This is a genomic window from Clostridioides sp. ZZV15-6597, from assembly GCF_020657815.1.
Taxonomy (GTDB): Bacteria; Bacillota; Clostridia; order Peptostreptococcales; family Peptostreptococcaceae; genus Clostridioides.
This window is the reverse complement of record NZ_JAGWCT010000001.1, coordinates 84064-102889: the sequence shown is the minus strand read 5'-3', so window position 1 is coordinate 102889 and position 18826 is coordinate 84064. Positions and strand designations below refer to the sequence as shown.

The window sequence follows — 18826 nt, the reverse complement described above, 5'->3', positions numbered from 1 at the left end:
AAAATGACTAATGAAAGGTGGAAAAAAGATGGCTATAGATATAATAGCATTAAAAGATTTATCAAATGATATATTAAATGGAAAAGTAAAAAATTATGCTCAATGCGAAGATGCATTAAGAAAAGAAATAATAGATATATGTGGAGGTAAATGGGGACAATATACGTTCTTTGAAAATAAATATAAGATATTCCAAATATTATCTGAAACAATAACTGATAAAGTAAATAGATTAACTGAAGAGGCATTTTCAGATTTTTGTGATGTAGAAAACTTTGATTTAGGTAATAAAAAAGAATTTACAGTCAAAAATACTGATTTATTAAGAATTGCAAATATAGCTGAAGGTAAAAATAGTACAAGAAGACAAAGACTATTAGGTAAAAAAGTTCCTACATCTGCATTTAAATTAGCAATAGCTATATATGAAGAGTTTGATAGATTTATAGCTGGAAGAATAGATTGGTCTGAAATGGTAGACAGAGTATCTTCTACATTCCAACATCATATAGCAGAAGCAATAGCATCTACTATGGAAGGGGCTTACACATCTGTACATACTAATTTAAAGACTAGTGCTGCTTATTCAGATAAGGACTTAAAGAAAATAGTTAATAAAGTAAAAGGTGCTACTGGACAATCTGTAGCTATATATGGAACTCCAGAGGCAGTAGGAAATATAGAAGGTGTTGGAGCTGATTTAGATAAAGACGACAAGAGGAACTTTGGATATGTTAAAAACTTTAGTGGAACACCAGTAATAGAATTACCTAATTATTATGATGTTGAGAGAGATAAATGGGCATTAAGCAATAATATTTTATATGTTATACCAAATGATGAGAAGATAATCAAATTAGGATTTGAAGGTGACACATTAATAATAGAAAATACTGATGGAGCAGTTAGAGATGACCAACAAATAGAAATGTTCATGTCAAGAAAAATGCATCTAGGTGTTGTTGTGGCGTCTAAATTTGGTATGTACAAGATACAATAACATATATTAGAAGGGAGATTAAAAATGGCTGGAAAAGCAAAAAAAGAAGTTTCAAATGAAATTGAACAAATTAATGAAAATAAAATATTGCAAAAGAAGAGTTCAAGAAAAACATATAAACAATTGAGAAGTGAATTAAGGAAACTTAAAGACGAAATAGAAGTTGAGATAATGAACTTAGATACTGGTACTGTTCTTTATAGAGATAGAGATGAAAGATTAATATTTGAAATGAATAAAGCTGGAGAAAAAACATTTATATTATTGTCTGATTTATATGAGATATCAAATAAACATAGAGGGTATTTTGAAAACTATCTTATAACTATAGTTGATGTTGATAGTGATGATTATACTGTTGAAGATATATTAGAATATTTGAACTTAAAAGATATATATGAGTATTTAGATGAATATGATTTAGACTATATAAATCATATATTATTAAAATTAGATAATGATAAGTTTGTTAATCTAGTAGAAAAGGCTAATTATGGCTTAATAGAATGCTTAGGTTCAAGAGTAATCGAATTATATAAAAAAGGTAAATTTGATTCCCATTATAAGGAACATTTAATAGCTACTAGACTAGGTTTACAAAGCTTATTTGAGGATTAGGGTGGTGTTATACATCACCTATTTTATAAAAGAGTGGTGATGATATGGCTACGCCAGTAAAAGATATATATAAACAATTTCTTTCTCTGATAAATGATGAGGAGATGTTGTTACTTGAAGAAGAAATAATTGAGGAAATGATGTATTCATATCTTCAAAAAGCTACATTTGATTTTTACGAATGTAGAAAAGATTTATCTATAATAGGACAAGAAGAATCATGTATTACAATTCCAATAAATCAATTAGAATATGTTGTTAATCAAATTAATAAAAATTATGATATTTATTTAATTGGTAAATCTACAAATAAAGAATATGAAATAAATAAAGATTATACTATAGAGTTTAGAGAAGAAGACTGCATAATAACCTTTGAAACAGAAACAGAGGAAGAAATTTTATTTAAGAGTAAATATTTAGGTGAAATAATTTCAGACCTTGATTTAGATGAAATAATTATATTAGCTTATGGAATGATGATTTGGTGGCTTCAACCTAAGATTCTTAGAGAAGAAAATTTAAAGCAGATGTTAACAGATTCAGACTATAATACTAAGTCTGGTGCTAATATGTTAGCAAAACTTTGTTCATTAGAAATTCAGATTAGAGAGCAACTTGCCAAATATAAAACAAGGTATTCATATAAAGGTTTTAAAGGTTGGGATAAAATTGAGTAGTTATATTAATAATTATAAAAAAAGAATTGGACTTGGTTGTTCAACCCCTAAAGAAAAGAGAATTTTACAATTAAGATTAAGTTTTAAGAAATATTTAAAAGAAACACCAACCTGTATTGAAGTACCAATAACTGATATAGATGAAATTTGTATAACAGAAGAGACTAAAAGAGCTGTAGTTGCAATTAATGATATAACTAATAATGATAAAAGGTCACTAGATGAAAAAAATCTATTAGTGGAGTCTGATTTAAATGTAGATGTAGGTTGTTATCTTTTTTTTGATAATTGTTATTGGTTGACTATATTTAAAGAACATAAAGAAATGGATACATATAAGCACTTCATAATAAAAAGATGTAATCAATTCTTTAATTATAAATATAAAGGTCAAACATATAAAATTCCACTCTCAGTAGAAAACTTAACTTTATATTCTGATGGTATGGCAGATAATAAATATACATCTGTAGCAGATACAAAAAGACAGCTTTACTTTGGAAGTAATTATATAACTAAGACTATAGATATTGACACTAGAATAATGTTAACTGGTAAAACCGTTTTTAGAATTACATCTGTTAATGATTTTGAGTATAATGGCAGAGAAACAGGGGCAGATGGTCTTATTAAAGCTATATGTTTACAGGATGCTTTAATTTCAAAAGATGATACAATAAATAATATTGCTTGGAATGATTTATCTGAAAATGATAATACAGTTACACCTTTTAGTAAGATTATGGGTGACGAATTTATTAATCTAGGTGAAGAAAATGAATACACTATAGACCATGCTCAAGGCGTTGATTGGCTCTTAGACAAGCGGTATAAATTTTGTAATATAATTAATCAAAACGAGAAAACATGCACGTTACAGAGTGGAACATTGGCTAAGTACTCTGGATTAGAAGTTTTATTATTAACAAAAGACAAAGAAACAAATGAAACTATAGATACTAAAAAGATAACACTGAGGGGGTAGATATTATTAGCTTATATGGCTTTCCCTAACAAGATGATAAGTAATATTGGAACAACTCTAATGTCAAATCAAAACTTCGCTAAGTTTATGATTTATAATGATGAATCCCAAAAAGATATTTTATCCATGCCTGATATAAAAAATCCAGTTAAAGAGCTTAGAAACAAGAAAGTATTTCTAAATAGAAGAGTAGAAAAAGTATTAAAAGAAGCAGATATATCAGTTTTTATAATAATGACAGAGTATAGACCATGTTCTGAAGGAAGTAGGACAGTTAAAAAAACAAAGATAGAAATTGGTGTTGTTTGTCATGATGAATGTCAGGATACAGCAAATGGTCTAAGAGATGTTGCATTGGTGTGTTGTATAGTTGATATTATAACTCAAAATGAGGAAATAGCTGGTATAGGTAAGATTAAGCTAGAAAATGTATATCAAATGTACAATCTAAGCACTGATTACAATGGATTTGTTATAACTGTATCTGCTGAAAGTTTTGGTGATATGTAATGTTAGAGAATTATTATATTACAGGACTACCAATAGTTTTAAATAATATGATGGGTACTATATATCAACCAACTATTGGAGAACTTGTTAAACTTGATATGGTTAACTTAGAGATAGTTAACCCTTTTTTAATACTTGAGAAAAGTTATTCTCAGCTATGTAACGAGGAATCATTTGAATTAAAATGTAAATATGATACCATACCTATCTTGGATTTAATGATGTTAACATCAAGAAAAGACTCTTCAGAGAAAGTTGAATTACTTAGTGATAAGATAAAAAAATCTTTATCTATATTGTATAAAACTGATATTAAGAATATTGAATATATGAATAATATTAAAATAGGAATTTTAATTAAATCGGATGATAAGAAGAAAAATGCTTTTATAAGTAGAGAAGATTTTGGACTAGTATCAGATTTGATTTTAGAAATGTTTTGCATTGATAAAAATAGTCTTAAAGATGATGAGGATAAATGGATTGAAAATACTGGTTCTGAGAGAGAAAAAAAGTTAATTGAACACTTCAAAGAGAAGGAAAGAAAGAAAAGAGAGAAGGAAGCATATCATTTATGTGATTATATAAATATAGTTCAAAATATAGATGGGTATATTCCTATAAATGAAATATTAAAAATGACTTATTGGCAACTGATTAATATTTATAAGACTAAAATTCAATTTAAGAATTATAATGAAAACTTAGGTTATGCATGGTCTTTTAAATACCAAATTGGGGCAGATAAGATGAAACATTGGTCTAAAGAAATAAAAATACAAACTAGCACTGTTAAATAGCAGTGTTATTTTTATGTAAAAAATGAGAGGATGATGAAATAATGAGATTTGCGATAAAAGATGCAAGTAATATAATAGTAAAAAACAAAACAACTGGGGAACCACTTTTTTATACAGCAGATTTAAATGCTTTTAACTTTAAATTGGATTCAGAATCAGTTTATGCAAAAGCAAAAGGGGCAAACACGATTGCATTTGATGGAGCGATAACAGCAAGTTTATCGCTTGAGCAAGAGGTAATACAAATGCCACAACTAGCAATGCTATTAGCCTCTGATATGGTTGAAGAATCTGCTAAGGTTGGTAAAAGAAAATTACTAACTTCTGATGGTACTAAGAAAGTTACTTTAGAAAATATAAAACCAGTTACTAATAGTATATCTGTATATAGCGTAGAAAAAGATGGTATATCTTTAGTTAAGAAATTACAGTTTACTTCAACTTTAACAGGTTCTAACACAGAGATAACAATATCTACTGCTGATTTTAATGCAGGTGATAAAGTTGCAGTATTCTATTTAGAAGAACTACCAAAAGCAAAAGTTATAAAAATAAAAGAAGAGTCTACTGCTCCAAACTATATAATAGAAGCAGATGTTATGGCTAAAACTGCTGATGGTGAATATATGGTCTTATATATGACTATACCAAATGCAAAAGCACAAAGAAGTATAGAATTAAATCTTACTGCTGAGAATCCATCTGGATTTAATATGACTCTTGATGTTTTACCAGATGAAAATAAAGAATATGTAGTATTTGCCTTTGTTGGAGATGAAGATGTTAGCCCTGTTAGAATGGCTACTATGTTAGGTGCTGAATTAATAGATGAAAAGGATGTTAAATCTAAGAAATAGTGAATTGCCCTACTCTTAATTGAGTAGGGGTTATTTTTTTACGTTTAAATGTGGTTTTAATCGGATTTGAACTTAAAAAAATGAAAGAAGGTGATTTTTTATAGAGCTGAAAGATATAAAAATAAGAAAAGGAATGAGTAAGCAAGAAGTAAACAATTTAATAAATAAGTATTTAGAATTAATTGATAATGTTTATTTTGGGAAAGAATATAATCATAATTGGAGATGTAAATGTGGAAATCTTATAGAAAATAGAAAATGGCATAATATAAGATATGATAAGATGTTTAAGTGTAAAAAATGTAAATATGAAGAAATAGAATACCGATATAGATATGAGGTAGAAAAAGATGGGGAATATGAATACATAAAAAGTTTTAGAGCTGGAGAAAAATTACCAAATGGAAAAATAGTATATAATCCTTTTATACAAATAAAACACAAGTATTGTGGTAACATATATGAAGTAAATGCAAATAATTTTATAAATACAGGTCAAAGATGCCCAAAGTGTTGTCAAAAATATGAAAATTCAATTCTATATAAAAATAAACATATAGCAAATTTAATATATATGGATGAGCATAAAAATAATGTTAATCCTAAATTAATATATGCCAATTCAAATAAAAGATTTTATTTCAAATGTCCCAGATGTAATAAAATTAGTAGCAAGCCCAAAAATCTATTTAAGTTTTCAAATAAAGATAATTATAATTGTGAATATTGTTCAGATGGTATTTCAGTACCAGAAAAATTTATGTCTAGCATATTAAATCAGTTAAATTTAAAATTCATTACACAACTATCGAATTTAAATTTTTTATGGATAACAAAGAATATAAGATATGATTTTTATATAGAGAAATTAAATATAATAATTGAAACACATGGTAAACAACACTATGAACAAATGATTAGAAAGGGCGTAAAAAATAAAGTAAGAAGTCTAAAAGAAGAACAAATCAATGATAAATTTAAAAAAGAATTAGCTATAGAAAATGGAATAGAAGAAAAAAAATATATAGTTATAGATTGTAGAAATTCTGAGTTGGCTTGGTTAAAAGAAAATATTACTAAGTCGCTAGGAAATATATTAGATTTAAGTAATATAGACTGGAATAAAGCATGGCAAGAAAGTCAGAATAGTCTATGTGTTAAAGCATGGGAACTATGGAATAATGGAACTAGAAGTACTAAAAAAATAGGACATATATTAAATTTAAACATTAGCACTATATGTAGATATTTAAAAATAGGAGCGGAATTAAAGATTTGTAATTATAATCCTAGCATTCAAGCATCTGAAATCAAATCCAGTAAAAAAATATTGGTATTTCCAGATGGTAAAAAAATAAACTTTCCTTCGATAAATCATTTATGTGAATTTTTAAGCATTTCAAGAAGTTCTTATTATAGAAATATAGAACAAAACAATAATAAAATTGATTCAAATATATCTGATAGGTTGAAAAATAAGATGTTATTATTTGATGGGTGTATTGTTATAAATAACAATAAGGAGGATGAGTATTATTTTTAATTCAGAAAATTTTTACTTTAATGGAAGATATAATAGAGATAATGGTGTGATTTTAGTAACTATGGATTCTGATATTTTAAATAACTATGGATTGTCTTATAGTGAGCCTTTGAAGTCGGAAGCTAATTTTAATAATAACCCATACTATTTTTCAGATGAATCTGAGGTAGAAACTGTTACAGTAATGATATGTTTAGTTGATAAATACAATAATCCAGAAGTGTGGAATGATTACATATTGGAAGATATATGTAGATGGCTTACAACCTCAGAATTTAAAGAATTTATTAGTGAAGATAATATAGAAAATGTTTATTATTTTAAAATGAAAAAAATAACTAAAAAATTTAATCACTTAGGTTATGGCGTGTTAGAAATAGAGTTTCAGCCATATACAAATTATGCTTATAGAAGCTTTCAAAAGGTTATAACTGTCAAGGATACAAGAGAAATTAAACTAAATAATGTGTCTAATGTAGATGAAGAATATGCTCCAGTAATTGATATTGAATGTCTTGAAGAAGGAGATATAACTATTAGAAATTCTACTATAAGTGATAATGAAGAAGATAGTTTAGTTATAACTGGATTGAAATTAAACGAAAAAATAACAATAGATAATTTGTACTATACTGTTTTAAACGACAATGGAGAGAATAGATTTAATATTGTTAATAGAAAGTGGATTAGGTTAAGAAGAGGTGTAAATATATTGAAGTTTACTGGTAACTGCAAAGTTGCTATTAAATGTAAATATCCAATAATAAAATAAGGGAGAATGATAATATGAAAAAAATACAAGTAGATAAATTAATGAAAGATGAAGTGAGAGCAATAATACCATTTACAGATGAAAATGGAAAAGAAGAATATATAGAAGTTAGAAATCCTGATAAGAAAACTAAAGAAGAGATATTAAATAAAATATGGGCTGGTATGGAAAATCCAGATTTAGCATTGTCTCAAGAAGATATTCTTAAAATGCTAATTGATATGTTGACTAATATAGAGCTAAATGTTGAGATAGAAGATTTGAAAAATGGTGAAGTATCTAGTGAATTAGAGATTGTAATGTATCATATTGGTCAAATAGAGAATGAATTAACTGCATCTTTATTAATGAATACTGAGGTTAAGTTAGGTCAGTTAAAAAATGAAATATTACAAGATAGAGTACTTAAAGAGACTGAGGAAATTGAAAAGATGAATAATATCAAAGACAAGGTAGTGAGTTAGATGGTATTTAAATCATTAGACGAACTAGTTGCTTATACTAAAAATCAGATTAAAGCATCTATGCCTGAAGTTGGTAAAAAAATGAAAGAGATAATGAAAGAAGAAATAAAGAAACAAGTTTATTCTGGTTATACTCCAGTCGGTGTATGGCATCCTGATTTATGGGGTGGCAGAACTTATGACTTATTAAATGCTGTAGATGTTACTGATATGTCTTCTAATTTTGTTACATCTGAGATACAAAATAATGGAAAATGGTTTGATGCGTTTAGTAAAGATTCAGCATTTCCAATGGAAAGATTAGAAAAAGGGACAGTTTGGGGTGCAGGTGGTACTAGAAAAGAACCTAATTTTAGACCAAAAACAAATATAATGACTGAAAGTGAGACTAAAGTAAGAGCTGAGATTCCTTTATGTTTTAAATCTACAGTGAATGGCTTAGGTGTACCAATAGAATAATGTTTTATCTTTGTCGAATTTTAACGGTTTAAACATAATATATTGACTGATATAATAAAATCATAGAATATTTTAGGGGGAAATATATTATGTTTAAGAAAAAGTTAATAGCTGTAGTAATGAGTATAACTATGATTAGTATAGGGAGTTTTTCATACGCTCATTCAGGAAGAACCGATTCATCAGGAGGTCATCGTGATAACAAAAATAAGTCTGGTTTAGGAAGTTATCACTATCATTGTGGTGGATATCCAGCTCATTTACATAACAATGGGGTTTGTCCTTATACTGGAGGTGGAAGTAGTTCTGGAACAACGACTTCAGTTAATAATGAAGAAAAACAAAAGAAATCTGTTGGAGAAAAAGGATACAATCAAGGATATGAGGATGGTTATAAAGGAAACTATAGTTCACCAAGTTATAGTGGAGATTATAGCGATACATATGAATCAAAGTACTCAGAAGGATATGAAAAAGGCAAGGCTAAATTAGAAGAAGAAGAAAAGGCAGCTGAAGAGGCTGGATATAATTTAGGACTTACAGGTGCTAAACCTAATAATACTTATGAAAAAGAAGTTTTAAAAAGTGCTTATGATACTGGATATTCAACTGGATACAATGAATATAAGACTAAAAAGATAGAAGAATATAAAGCTAAAGGGATAGAGGACAGTAATAAAGATAAAGAAAAAATGACATTTGAAGAAAATATAGATTCTGAGTTTAAAGATGCTTATAATAATGCTTATGATGAAATACAAGAACAATTGAAAAATGATTATACTACTCAAGGATTTGAGAGTGCTATCAAAGGAGAAAAATTTGACACATCAACTATAGGTAATGTTAAATATTCTAATTGGTTTAAAGAAGGATACGATAATGGTAAAGTTAAGTTACCTAAAGTAAAAGAAAGTGTATATAATCAAGGTTACAATGAAGAAGATTTTAGTGTGCCAGATGAAATGAAGTCTATTGAAACTAAATTAAAAGGTGTATATGATGAAGGGTTAGAAAAAAGAGAAGAAGAGAAAAGTAGAAATGCTACTTATGGGGTTGGAGCTGGAACAGCAGCTGTAGTTGCTGGAGTAGTATATAAAAAGAAAAAGCGTAAAAAGATATAGATGTTAGATATACCAATGATGACAAGTGTATGACAAATATAATTTTAAGTATAAATATTTGAAATATAGAAGGGAAGGTTACATCTATGGGATTTAATTTTAGAAAAAGTATAAATCTAGGTGGTGGAGTAAAATTAAATTTAGGAAAGAAAAGTGTAGGAATAAGTGCTGGTGTTAAAGGTGCTCGAGTGTCAGTTAACTCAAAAGGAAGAAAATCAGCCACATTGAGTATACCTGGAACTGGAATATCATATACAAAAACTAGCACAAAGAAACGTAAATCTAAATAGATGGAAATATGTATTAAAAGACAGTCAATTGAGGTTGTCTTTTTTATTTTAAAGATATTATATAGTTTATAACCCTATGAGGCTTTATAAAAATGATTTGATATATAGCCGTAATAATGGTGAGTATGAAATATACATAATATGCCAATATATGCTATAATTCTATTAACTATAGAATATTGAATGTGAGGGGATATTATGGGTCAAAAGGAAGTGAAGTGTCCTAAATGTAAAGAAAGCATCATGGTAGACAATTCTAAAGAAGTTTGTTTCTGCATAAATTGTGGAGAAAGGATAGATTTAAAAAGTATAAATCTAAAAAAATCATCTCCTGATTTTGATATGTATAAAAGTGATAAATATAGAAAACTTGCAAAATTAGCTAAATTGGAATATGATGCAGGCAACTGTTGCCAAGCATATGACTACTATTGCACAATACTAGAATCTAATCCAGATGATTATAATGCTTTATTTTTTAAAGCTGTTTCAGAGATAAGATATTGTGATTTAGAGGATTTAAATATAGATGTGTGTTTAAATTATATAGAAAAAGCTTGGGACTTATTTGTAAAATTTAATCCTAATACTGAAAAACTTTTTAGACAGAAACGTATAATGACAACTGAATTATACAATGTTGCAATTGAAAGATTTAATTATGCTCAGAGATACTTTTTTACAGATCAAACTTCTGAAGATCATATATATTTGTATTGGAATAATTTAGAAGAATGTAAAAAAATGTTTTCATATAATGCTAATTTTCTACAAGACTATAGAATTGGAGAAGATGAAGGGTTAAGAAATATATACTTAGATTCTGCTAAAAGTCTAATTAAATGTATCATAGAGTATTATGAAATTCGTAAGTGTGTAAAAGGTTTTAATTATGATAAAAATCAAGAGATTGTGGAATATATTAAAGTGCAAACAAAAACACGTAGTGAACTTTCTACATTATACAATGAGACAGTGTCAGATATAAAAAAATATGAACCAGACTATGAAGCTCCTGGAATAAATACAGGTTGTTATATAGCTACTGCTGTATATGGTTCCTACGATGCACCTGAAGTATTAGCTTTAAGATATTTTAGAGATAATACATTAGCAAACCATTTGTTAGGTAGACTATTTATAAAAATGTATTATACTTTAAGTCCACCTGTTGCAAATTGGTTAAAGGATGCTAAGAAAGTAAATCTATTAGTAAAAAATATTCTTGATAAGTTTGTACATAGATTAAGTAATAAATAGTGATTCAATAGAGACAGTCAATTAAGATTGTCTTTTTTTATTTAAAAAATATAATATTTTTACATATTATTAAAAAGTAAATTATGAATTATAAAAATAATAAATATGATAAGTATTAAAATTCCAATAAACATTTGTATCTTTTTATTATTTTTATAATTTATCCATGTCATGATACTTAATAGGGTTATGAATAATAAGGTTATAACTATTAATGGTATTTTAATTATATTTAATAATTCTAAAATTACTAATATCATTGATATTACTGAAATTATTAATGCTAAATCAGATAAGGATTTCTTTTTCATGAGATACCTCCAGTTTATATTATATATTTATTATAAACCATACAATGGGTAATTTGAAATTATTTTAATATAAACTAGTGATTTCAATGATGACAGATGTATGACATATCTAATTTTAAAGATAAATATTTGAAATACAGAGAGGTGGTTATCTTTTTGTTTCTACATTAAGGAGGTGTAAGTATGGAGTTAATACTTAAATTTAAAGATAGTCATGAATGCTTAGATTTTATTAAGAAATTTAATTATCTTTATACAAATAAGGAAATTTTCCAAAACAAATCATTGTTCAATAAAGTCAATATTCCAAAACATTTAATATATAGTTATGATGATGATATTTGGACTGGAGATATAATAAAAATGGCTAATCAGGCAAAGAAAAATGATTATAGCTTCTTTATGTTTAACAATATAATTTATTTTGTAGATGATGAATTTAGGAGTTATAAGATAGGTCTTAGAGATTAAATTGTAAAATTTATAGTACATTTATTTATAATTATTTTTATAATAGTAATGGTCTTGACTATTCTAAATTGTTAGATGTATACTTAAAATAAGCCAAATATGTAAAGGTAGGTGATATTATGGCAACAGTATCATTTGATAAGCGAATAGTCATAAATAAAAAAGAAGAAATAGATAAATTTAATGATATTTACTTATCAGAAAATAAACCTCTTCCAATAGATAAAGATTTAGCATCAAACGAAGCAATGGCAAGATGTGAGCGATTATTAGAACAATACTTATCTCTTTAAAAAATCTCTTAGAGATGACTTCCTCAGATAGTTTAATTATAACAATAATTGATAAAAATCTTAATAAATAAACAATTATGAAGGATTCTTGATATAATAATATTAATATAGATAAGGCGAGTGGCCATAGTACACCTTTAAGGTGTGGAGATAGAATAAACCTTCTATTATTTTAGGATAATGGAAGGTTTATTCTATTGTAATATAAATATCAAGATGTATTAATAAATATTAAAGATAATCAATTTAGATTATTTTTTAAATTGAAGAGATTTCTACATGTAACTGAATTTAAAATTTGAAAACGTAAATGGATTTTTAGATTTTGATAAAATATAAAATTATATTCATAGGGATATAAAAATATTTTATAGGTTGTATATAATTAAAAGTAAAAGGATAGAATAGTAAATAAATTTAATTAATAAAAATGTTTTTGGTTAACTTATTTGTTATAATAATATTAATACTATAGCAAATGAGGTGCTTTATATGAATTCTCAGAATATTGAGTGTATAACTTTAAGTAAAATAGGTAACATAAGAGGTTTATTAAATGTATTAGATAAATATAAGGAATTATCAAGTAATGATACTTTATATTTAAACATAGACTGTAATGGCATGATATTTCCTGAATACCTATGTATACTGGTTTCTTGGATTAAATTTTTAGAATATAAAGGAATAAAAGTGGTAAAGAAAATATTGAACGAAAATGATTATGTTTCAAGAATTAATTTTTACAATGAAATTGGATATAATTATATAGAAAATTTTAATAGGCATAATGGAAGTGGAAAATTCATTGAAATAACAAGAATAGACAATACAAATACAAATTATATAGTTAATAATATAATGAATGTAATCAAATGTAATATTGAATTACATGATACTGTTTTTGATTGTCTTAATTATTGCTTATTTGAAGTTGTTGATAATATAAATGAGCATTCAGAATCTCCAATTGGCGGTTACATTGTAGTTCAAAATTACCCTCAGAAAAATATACTAAAAATTGCAATAGTAGATAGCGGGTTGGGTATATATAGTACGTTAAAAAATTCAGGTAAAGAAGAATATAAAAATATAAATGAGAGTGATGCTTTAAAGTGTTCAATAAAAGAAAAGAATTCAAGGTTTCAAAAGAGGGGATATGGTTTATATCATACTTCAAATTTTATGAAACACAATAAAGGAATAATGTCTATGCATTCAGGTAATAGTACATTAAGCATTAATAATGGAAGAATAAAAACTTATTCTTCTGGATTTTGGCAAGGATTAATTGTTTACTTTAATATAAATACAAATAAAAGTGTAGATATTAATGATATATTTGATGGAAAAGAAAACATTCCAATCTCTGTTAATGAATCAGATGATATTTTAAATGGATATTTATAAGGAGTGATAAAATTATGATTATAAAGTTTTTGGAATTTGGAAAGTCTTTAGGAACAAGACAATTAGGGAAAAAAATAAGAACTGACATAATAAATAGTATAAAAAAAGGGGAAAAAGTAATCTTCGATTTTAATGGTGTATCAATTATCTCAAATTCTTTTGCTGATGAATGTTTTGGTAAGATACTAGAAGAAATGGAGCTACAAACATTAGTTAATAATACTGAGTTTAAAGATACAAATGATAATATAAGAATTATTATAAAGTCTGTACTAAGAAAATATTAATATGTTTATATATTTTGTGAAAATGATTTTTCAAGATAGATTAAAAAAAATAATTAATATTATCTTATAAAGTAGTACATATATTTTTTAAAAGTTATAAAAAATAATCTCTTACTATTTTGAATATAAGGGGTTATTTTTATGTGTTAAAAATTATGGAGGTGATAATATGAGTAAATATAAATTTAAGCCAATACAAGCAACTCCTGAACTATCAGGTAAAGATGCTGAATTATTTATAAAACAAGTATTCAGGAAGCCAAGTCAAAAGGAAATAGAAAGAAATGAAAGACTTTTGAAAATTATAACCTTGTGTAGGACTTTTTAAGGCTTTGCAAAAATGATTGCTTGTGTTTATACCTTTATTGCTTAGAATCGAACATAAAAGGTTGATTTTTATGATTGAAAGTATTGGAATTTCAACAAGTGTTCCTGAGAGGAACACTTTGTTTGGTGTTTAGCCACCATAAGAGCTTATTTTGATGTTTGAGTGGTCACCACTTTGAGTTTGATAGGATTGAGGAGCTATTACTTGAGAGTAGATGATTTACTGGAATGATTTATCATGTGAATTAAATTCCGTAGCTTCTAACTAGCCTTAAATTTAAAATTTAAAAATATTAAAAGTTTTTATATAATTAAAAAGTGGTTCTTTCTGTTTTATATCATAATTCAATAGTATTATATAGTAATTAAATTTGAACAACTTATAAATATAATTTCTGAAAGATTATGTATTAACAAATATATCTGAAATGTTCCATTTTAAATATACTTGAAGTATACTAATGTTAAAAGTTTTTAAAAAAGTATTGAGAACAGAGAAGTTTTATAGTATTATAAAAGTATAGTAAGAACAGAGAAGGAATATTTATGTTTTTCAATTTAATTAGGGAGGATTTTTTATGAGTAACAACTTAATGATATTTGAAGGGAAAGAAGTTGAAGTGTTTGAATTTAAAGGAAAGATTTTATTTAATCCTAAGCATGTAGCAAAATGTCTAGAACTAAGTGAAAGTGCAACAAGAAACCATTTGTCTAAAATGAATAGTAAACAAGCTATATTATTAAGAAATTCAGATGTCCTTATCTCGGACATCCGAAAATTAAATAATGCAGGAGAGAAATTTCTTACTGAAAGTGGAGTATATAAACTAATATTTAAATCAAGAAAAGAAGAAGCTGAGAGATTTCAAGATTGGGTAACTGATGAGGTGTTACCAACTATAAGAAAAACTGGTACATATAATATGAATCATGATAATATAAAGAACATATTAATACCAATCATGCTAAATGGTATGATTGCAGGTTTTGAACAATTATCAATCGAAAATGATAAGAAAATAGATAATAAAATTAATGAAGTGAAAAATTTAATTGGATTTAGGTCTAGAAATATAGCTATGTTATCAAAATTATTAAAGTTAAAATTATCTTATATTAAAGGATATAATGTTAATGCAAATGATTATGATTATAAAACTACAGCTACTAAAATTTTTGCAAGATATGATGTAACTAAGTGGGAAGATATACCTGTATCTAAATTTAATGAGGTACATGCTCTGATTGACAGTTTGGAAGAAGTAGATGATATATATACTTGGAAGAATTAGAAAATCCCCAGTGTTAGGGATTTTAAAAATGGATAATTTTATGTTGTTTTATAGTTGTTTCAATGATGACATAAGTGTGACAAGTATAATTGTGAGAAGAGAAGAATGTATTTTAATCATCCTCTTTCTTATTATTAAAGATATTAATTATATTAATAATTGCTTCCAATTCATTGTTATTTAATTTCTGAGATTCTGAATATAACTTTTTTATAAGAACATCTTTTTGTTTAGATTTTATTGTTTCATTTATGGATTCATTAGTTATAATTTCATCTTCTCGAATAGGTGATAATCCAGCTATAGTTGCATTAACTGAGTAGTTTGTCTCAGAAAATCCTAAAAGATAATCAGTGGTAACATTAAAATATTGTGCTAATTTTATTAACGTAGATTGGTCTGCAAATCTTCTACCTTGTTCATACATACCTATTGTGCTTGCAGAAATACCTATCTCTTTACCTAATTCAGATTGTTTTAATTTTTTTTTAAGCCTTAATTCTTTCAATCTTTCTCCAAACATGATATCACTCCTTTCTTGTATTATACCACAAAAAAGGTGATATATAATATAATAAATCTTGACAACACAAAACGAATGATATATGATATAAATAAATCACACGATAAAGGTTATAAAACAACTAAATGTGTGAAATTAAAAAGATTCTACAAACTTTGCCGAGCAGTAGAACCTTTAATTAGATTGATATAATAATCAATAACACTAATTTTATTATATCAGTCTCTTAATAAAAATTCAAATAAAAGGGAGATGTGTGTATGAGTAATGAAAAAAGAAATGAAGTATTTACAAATGAACAGTTAGGTACAAGTGTTAGAACCATAAGTTATGAAGACGGAAGTATAGGTATTAATGCTGAAGACACAGCTATAGGATTTGGATGGTGCAAGGTAGAGAGAAAAGGTGAAAAAGAATATAAATCAGTAAGATGGAAAAGAATGAATGATTTTTCTAAGGAGTTTGGTTTCGACCACTTGTGGGCGAAAGATGATTACATACCAGAATCATTGTTTTACATGTTAGGAATGAAAGCTAAAAATGAAGCAGCATTAAAATTTCAAAAATGGTTAGCTACAGATGTAATACCAACTATCCGTAAACATGGAGCATATCTAACTGACACAAAGATAGAAGAAATATTATCTAATCCAGACACAATCATAAGACTTGCCACAGACCTAAAAGAAGAGAGAGAAAAGAGAAAAGCTTTAGAGGTAACAAATAATAAGCAACAGCAAATCATAGGTGAACTTAAACCAAAGGCAGATTATACAGACTTAATACTTAGAAATAAAGGGTTGGTGACTATTACTCAAATAGCTAAAGATTATGGAATGAGTGGTAAAGCTATGAATAAGAAACTACATGAGTTAGGAATTCAATTCAAGCAGAGCGGACAATGGCTGTTGTATAGCGATTATCAAGCTAAAGGATATACTCACTCAGAAACAATAGATATTGTAAAGGCTGATGGAACTCCTGATATTAAAATGAATACTAAGTGGACTCAAAAAGGAAGATTGATGATATATAAGAAATTGAAATCTATTGGAGTATTACCTATTATAGAACTTGAAGAAGTTTGTTAGATGAATGACATGAGAGATGAACTAAAAAGATTAATTGATTTAAAAAATCAGAAAAATTTGGATAATACATTGACTTTTGAGTTCCAAAACTATATAATCCAATTATGGAACTCAAAAGTGAGGTGATGATATGAGTCCTAAAAAAATGGGAAGACCTGTTGTTGGAAGCCCTAAGACAAATGACATTAAGGTTAGAGTGGATAATGAAACTCATAAAAAATTAGAGGAGTACTGCAAAAAAAATAACCTTACAAAAGCAGAGGCTATACGTCAGGGAATCCATTTACTTTTACAAAAATAAAATAAAAAGTAGCCCACACACCGACCAAAGCAAATGGACTACTTTATACAAGAAGTTATTCTCTATGAAATATTCTATCATAGAGTGATACTTCTTACAATCAATTTAGGGAGGATTTTATATGATGAATAATTTAGAATTAGTTAAATCAGAAAATTTTGGAAGAGTACAGTGTAATTTTTATGAAAATGATACTAAAGACATATTAATGACTAGAGAGCAAATAGGAATGGCTTTAGAATATTCAGAACCAAGAATAGCAATAAGCAAAATACATGAACGTAATAAAGATAGACTTGATAAATTTTCAACTGTAGTCAAGTTGGTTACAGTTGAGGGGAATAGAGAAGTACTAAGAGATACTATAGTTTATAATACAAAAGGAGTAATGGAGATATGCAGATATAGCAGACAACCCAAAGCTGATGATTTTATGGACTGGGTATGGGATGTTGTAGATACTATAAGAAAAACTGGTTCATATGATATGAATATAAATAATTTAGAAAAAACAGTTGCTCCAATGATATTCAATGGTATACTTGCTGGAATTAAACAAGTTGCAATAGAAAATGATAAAAAAATAGATAGTAGATTTAATAAGATAGAAACTAAATTAGATAAAAAATATAAAAAACAAGATAAGCAATTCCAAGAGATTAAAGAAATGATAGGCTTTAAGACTAAAAATACTATGATGTTATCTAAATTACTAAAAGCAAAGTTATCAGAAATAGAAGGCCACGATATTAATGCTTATAATTATACATATAGAACAGCAGTTACAAGATTATTTTCAAAATATAATGTGACTAAGTGGGAAGATATACCAGTTACTAAATTTAACGAGGTTCATGCTATGATAGATGGAATTGAGAGTATGGAAGATGTATATACTTGGACTCATTAGGAGGGTAATATGAGAGATGAATTGAAAAGATTAATTGATTTGTTGGATGATGGTTTTGTGAGTATAGTATATTCTTTTGTATCTGTATTTTTTAAGTAATTATGTGGAAGGTGATTTAGAATGGAATTAGATTTAGTTGATTAAATATATGGTGGAATAGTATGTATTATATATGTTAAAGTACTTTCAACTATAAATAAGTACTTTAACATACTTAAAATATACTTAAATATGTATAAGACAACTTA

General features: G+C 26.6%; 25 protein-coding genes. 23 read left to right on the top strand and 2 right to left on the bottom strand.

Features of this window, described 5'->3' with window-relative positions:
* The first annotated feature begins 28 nt into the window (after nt 1–28).
* The 14 genes from KGF52_RS00600 to KGF52_RS00535 all read left to right on the top strand — a co-directional run bounded on the left by KGF52_RS00600 (nt 29) and on the right by KGF52_RS00535 (nt 11362).
* Entirely contained in the window at nt 29–1000 is a 972-nt protein-coding gene (locus tag KGF52_RS00600) for a hypothetical protein (RefSeq protein WP_227828992.1), read from the top strand.
* A gap of 24 nt (nt 1001–1024) precedes the next feature.
* Entirely contained in the window at nt 1025–1618 is a 594-nt protein-coding gene (locus KGF52_RS00595) for a hypothetical protein (RefSeq protein ID WP_227828991.1), read from the top strand.
* A 44-nt stretch (nt 1619–1662) separates the two neighbouring features.
* A complete protein-coding gene (locus tag KGF52_RS00590) occupies nt 1663–2298 on the top strand; it encodes a hypothetical protein (RefSeq protein ID WP_227838771.1) in 636 nt (211 codons plus the stop codon).
* A complete protein-coding gene (locus KGF52_RS00585) occupies nt 2291–3283 on the top strand; it encodes a hypothetical protein (protein ID WP_227828989.1) in 993 nt (330 codons plus the stop codon). The genes KGF52_RS00590 and KGF52_RS00585 overlap by 8 nt, the downstream gene beginning before the upstream one ends.
* 15 nt (nt 3284–3298) lie before the next feature.
* On the top strand, nt 3299–3793 hold the full coding sequence (locus tag KGF52_RS00580) for a hypothetical protein (protein WP_227838770.1): 495 nt from the start codon (nt 3299–3301) through the stop codon (nt 3791–3793).
* Nucleotides 3793–4593, top strand: coding sequence for a hypothetical protein (locus KGF52_RS00575; RefSeq protein WP_227838769.1), 801 nt, complete (start codon nt 3793–3795; stop codon nt 4591–4593). Before KGF52_RS00580 ends, KGF52_RS00575 begins: the two co-directional genes overlap by 1 nt.
* Nucleotides 4594–4634: 41 nt before the next feature.
* Nucleotides 4635–5450 carry a hypothetical protein gene (locus tag KGF52_RS00570; RefSeq protein WP_227838768.1) on the top strand — a complete coding sequence of 272 codons (816 nt, stop codon included), beginning with the start codon at nt 4635–4637 and terminating at the stop codon, nt 5448–5450.
* A 133-nt stretch (nt 5451–5583) separates the two neighbouring features.
* Nucleotides 5584–6993, top strand: coding sequence for a hypothetical protein (locus tag KGF52_RS00565; RefSeq protein WP_227838767.1), 1410 nt, complete (start codon nt 5584–5586; stop codon nt 6991–6993).
* A complete protein-coding gene (locus KGF52_RS00560) occupies nt 6977–7765 on the top strand; it encodes a phage tail domain-containing protein (protein WP_227838766.1) in 789 nt (262 codons plus the stop codon). Before KGF52_RS00565 ends, KGF52_RS00560 begins: the two co-directional genes overlap by 17 nt.
* A gap of 14 nt (nt 7766–7779) precedes the next feature.
* Nucleotides 7780–8229 carry a hypothetical protein gene (locus KGF52_RS00555; protein WP_227838765.1) on the top strand — a complete coding sequence of 150 codons (450 nt, stop codon included), beginning with the start codon at nt 7780–7782 and terminating at the stop codon, nt 8227–8229.
* Nucleotides 8230–8688 (top strand): hypothetical protein, encoded by a 459-nt coding sequence (locus KGF52_RS00550; protein WP_227838764.1) that lies wholly within the window; start codon nt 8230–8232, stop codon nt 8686–8688.
* 89 nt (nt 8689–8777) lie between these two features.
* Nucleotides 8778–9812 (top strand): YHYH domain-containing protein, encoded by a 1035-nt coding sequence (locus KGF52_RS00545; RefSeq protein ID WP_227838763.1) that lies wholly within the window; start codon nt 8778–8780, stop codon nt 9810–9812.
* A gap of 86 nt (nt 9813–9898) precedes the next feature.
* Nucleotides 9899–10102, top strand: coding sequence for a DUF4236 domain-containing protein (locus KGF52_RS00540; protein ID WP_227828981.1), 204 nt, complete (start codon nt 9899–9901; stop codon nt 10100–10102).
* 198 nt (nt 10103–10300) lie between these two features.
* Nucleotides 10301–11362, top strand: a complete 1062-nt coding sequence (locus KGF52_RS00535) for a CFI-box-CTERM domain-containing protein (RefSeq protein ID WP_227828980.1) — start codon at nt 10301–10303, stop codon at nt 11360–11362.
* Between the two features lie 59 nt (nt 11363–11421).
* Here the strand turns inward: KGF52_RS00535 and KGF52_RS00530 are convergent, their stop codons facing one another.
* Nucleotides 11422–11673, bottom strand: coding sequence for a hypothetical protein (locus KGF52_RS00530; RefSeq protein WP_227828979.1), 252 nt, complete (start codon nt 11671–11673; stop codon nt 11422–11424).
* A gap of 183 nt (nt 11674–11856) precedes the next feature.
* Here KGF52_RS00530 and KGF52_RS00525 point away from each other — a divergent pair, with 183 nt between their 5' ends.
* From KGF52_RS00525 to KGF52_RS00500, 6 genes are all read left to right on the top strand, one after another.
* Complete coding sequence (locus KGF52_RS00525) at nt 11857–12144, top strand: hypothetical protein (protein ID WP_227828978.1); 288 nt, start codon at nt 11857–11859, stop codon at nt 12142–12144.
* 119 nt (nt 12145–12263) lie between these two features.
* Complete coding sequence (locus KGF52_RS00520) at nt 12264–12437, top strand: hypothetical protein (protein ID WP_227828977.1); 174 nt, start codon at nt 12264–12266, stop codon at nt 12435–12437.
* A 492-nt stretch (nt 12438–12929) separates the two neighbouring features.
* The gene (locus KGF52_RS00515; RefSeq protein ID WP_022620940.1) at nt 12930–13847 is read left to right on the top strand and encodes a hypothetical protein; all 918 of its coding nucleotides are present in this window, start codon (nt 12930–12932) and stop codon (nt 13845–13847) included.
* A 14-nt stretch (nt 13848–13861) separates the two neighbouring features.
* The gene (locus KGF52_RS00510) at nt 13862–14134 is read left to right on the top strand and encodes an STAS-like domain-containing protein (RefSeq protein ID WP_022620941.1); all 273 of its coding nucleotides are present in this window, start codon (nt 13862–13864) and stop codon (nt 14132–14134) included.
* A gap of 169 nt (nt 14135–14303) precedes the next feature.
* Entirely contained in the window at nt 14304–14462 is a 159-nt protein-coding gene (locus tag KGF52_RS00505; protein ID WP_227828976.1) for a hypothetical protein, read from the top strand.
* A gap of 577 nt (nt 14463–15039) precedes the next feature.
* The gene (locus KGF52_RS00500; protein WP_227828975.1) at nt 15040–15753 is read left to right on the top strand and encodes a BRO family protein; all 714 of its coding nucleotides are present in this window, start codon (nt 15040–15042) and stop codon (nt 15751–15753) included.
* Nucleotides 15754–15865: 112 nt separating this feature from the next.
* On the opposite strand, the gene KGF52_RS00495 is transcribed toward KGF52_RS00500, so the two are convergent.
* Nucleotides 15866–16276 carry a helix-turn-helix domain-containing protein gene (locus tag KGF52_RS00495; protein WP_227825782.1) on the bottom strand — a complete coding sequence of 137 codons (411 nt, stop codon included), beginning with the start codon at nt 16274–16276 and terminating at the stop codon, nt 15866–15868.
* A 260-nt stretch (nt 16277–16536) separates the two neighbouring features.
* Between KGF52_RS00495 and KGF52_RS00490 the strand changes: the two genes are divergently transcribed.
* The 3 genes from KGF52_RS00490 to KGF52_RS00480 all read left to right on the top strand — a co-directional run bounded on the left by KGF52_RS00490 (nt 16537) and on the right by KGF52_RS00480 (nt 18578).
* The gene (locus tag KGF52_RS00490) at nt 16537–17367 is read left to right on the top strand and encodes a phage antirepressor KilAC domain-containing protein (protein ID WP_227825783.1); all 831 of its coding nucleotides are present in this window, start codon (nt 16537–16539) and stop codon (nt 17365–17367) included.
* A gap of 130 nt (nt 17368–17497) precedes the next feature.
* Entirely contained in the window at nt 17498–17668 is a 171-nt protein-coding gene (locus tag KGF52_RS00485) for a ribbon-helix-helix protein, CopG family (protein WP_227825784.1), read from the top strand.
* A gap of 121 nt (nt 17669–17789) precedes the next feature.
* Entirely contained in the window at nt 17790–18578 is a 789-nt protein-coding gene (locus KGF52_RS00480) for a BRO family protein (RefSeq protein WP_227825785.1), read from the top strand.
* Nucleotides 18579–18826 lie beyond the last annotated feature (248 nt).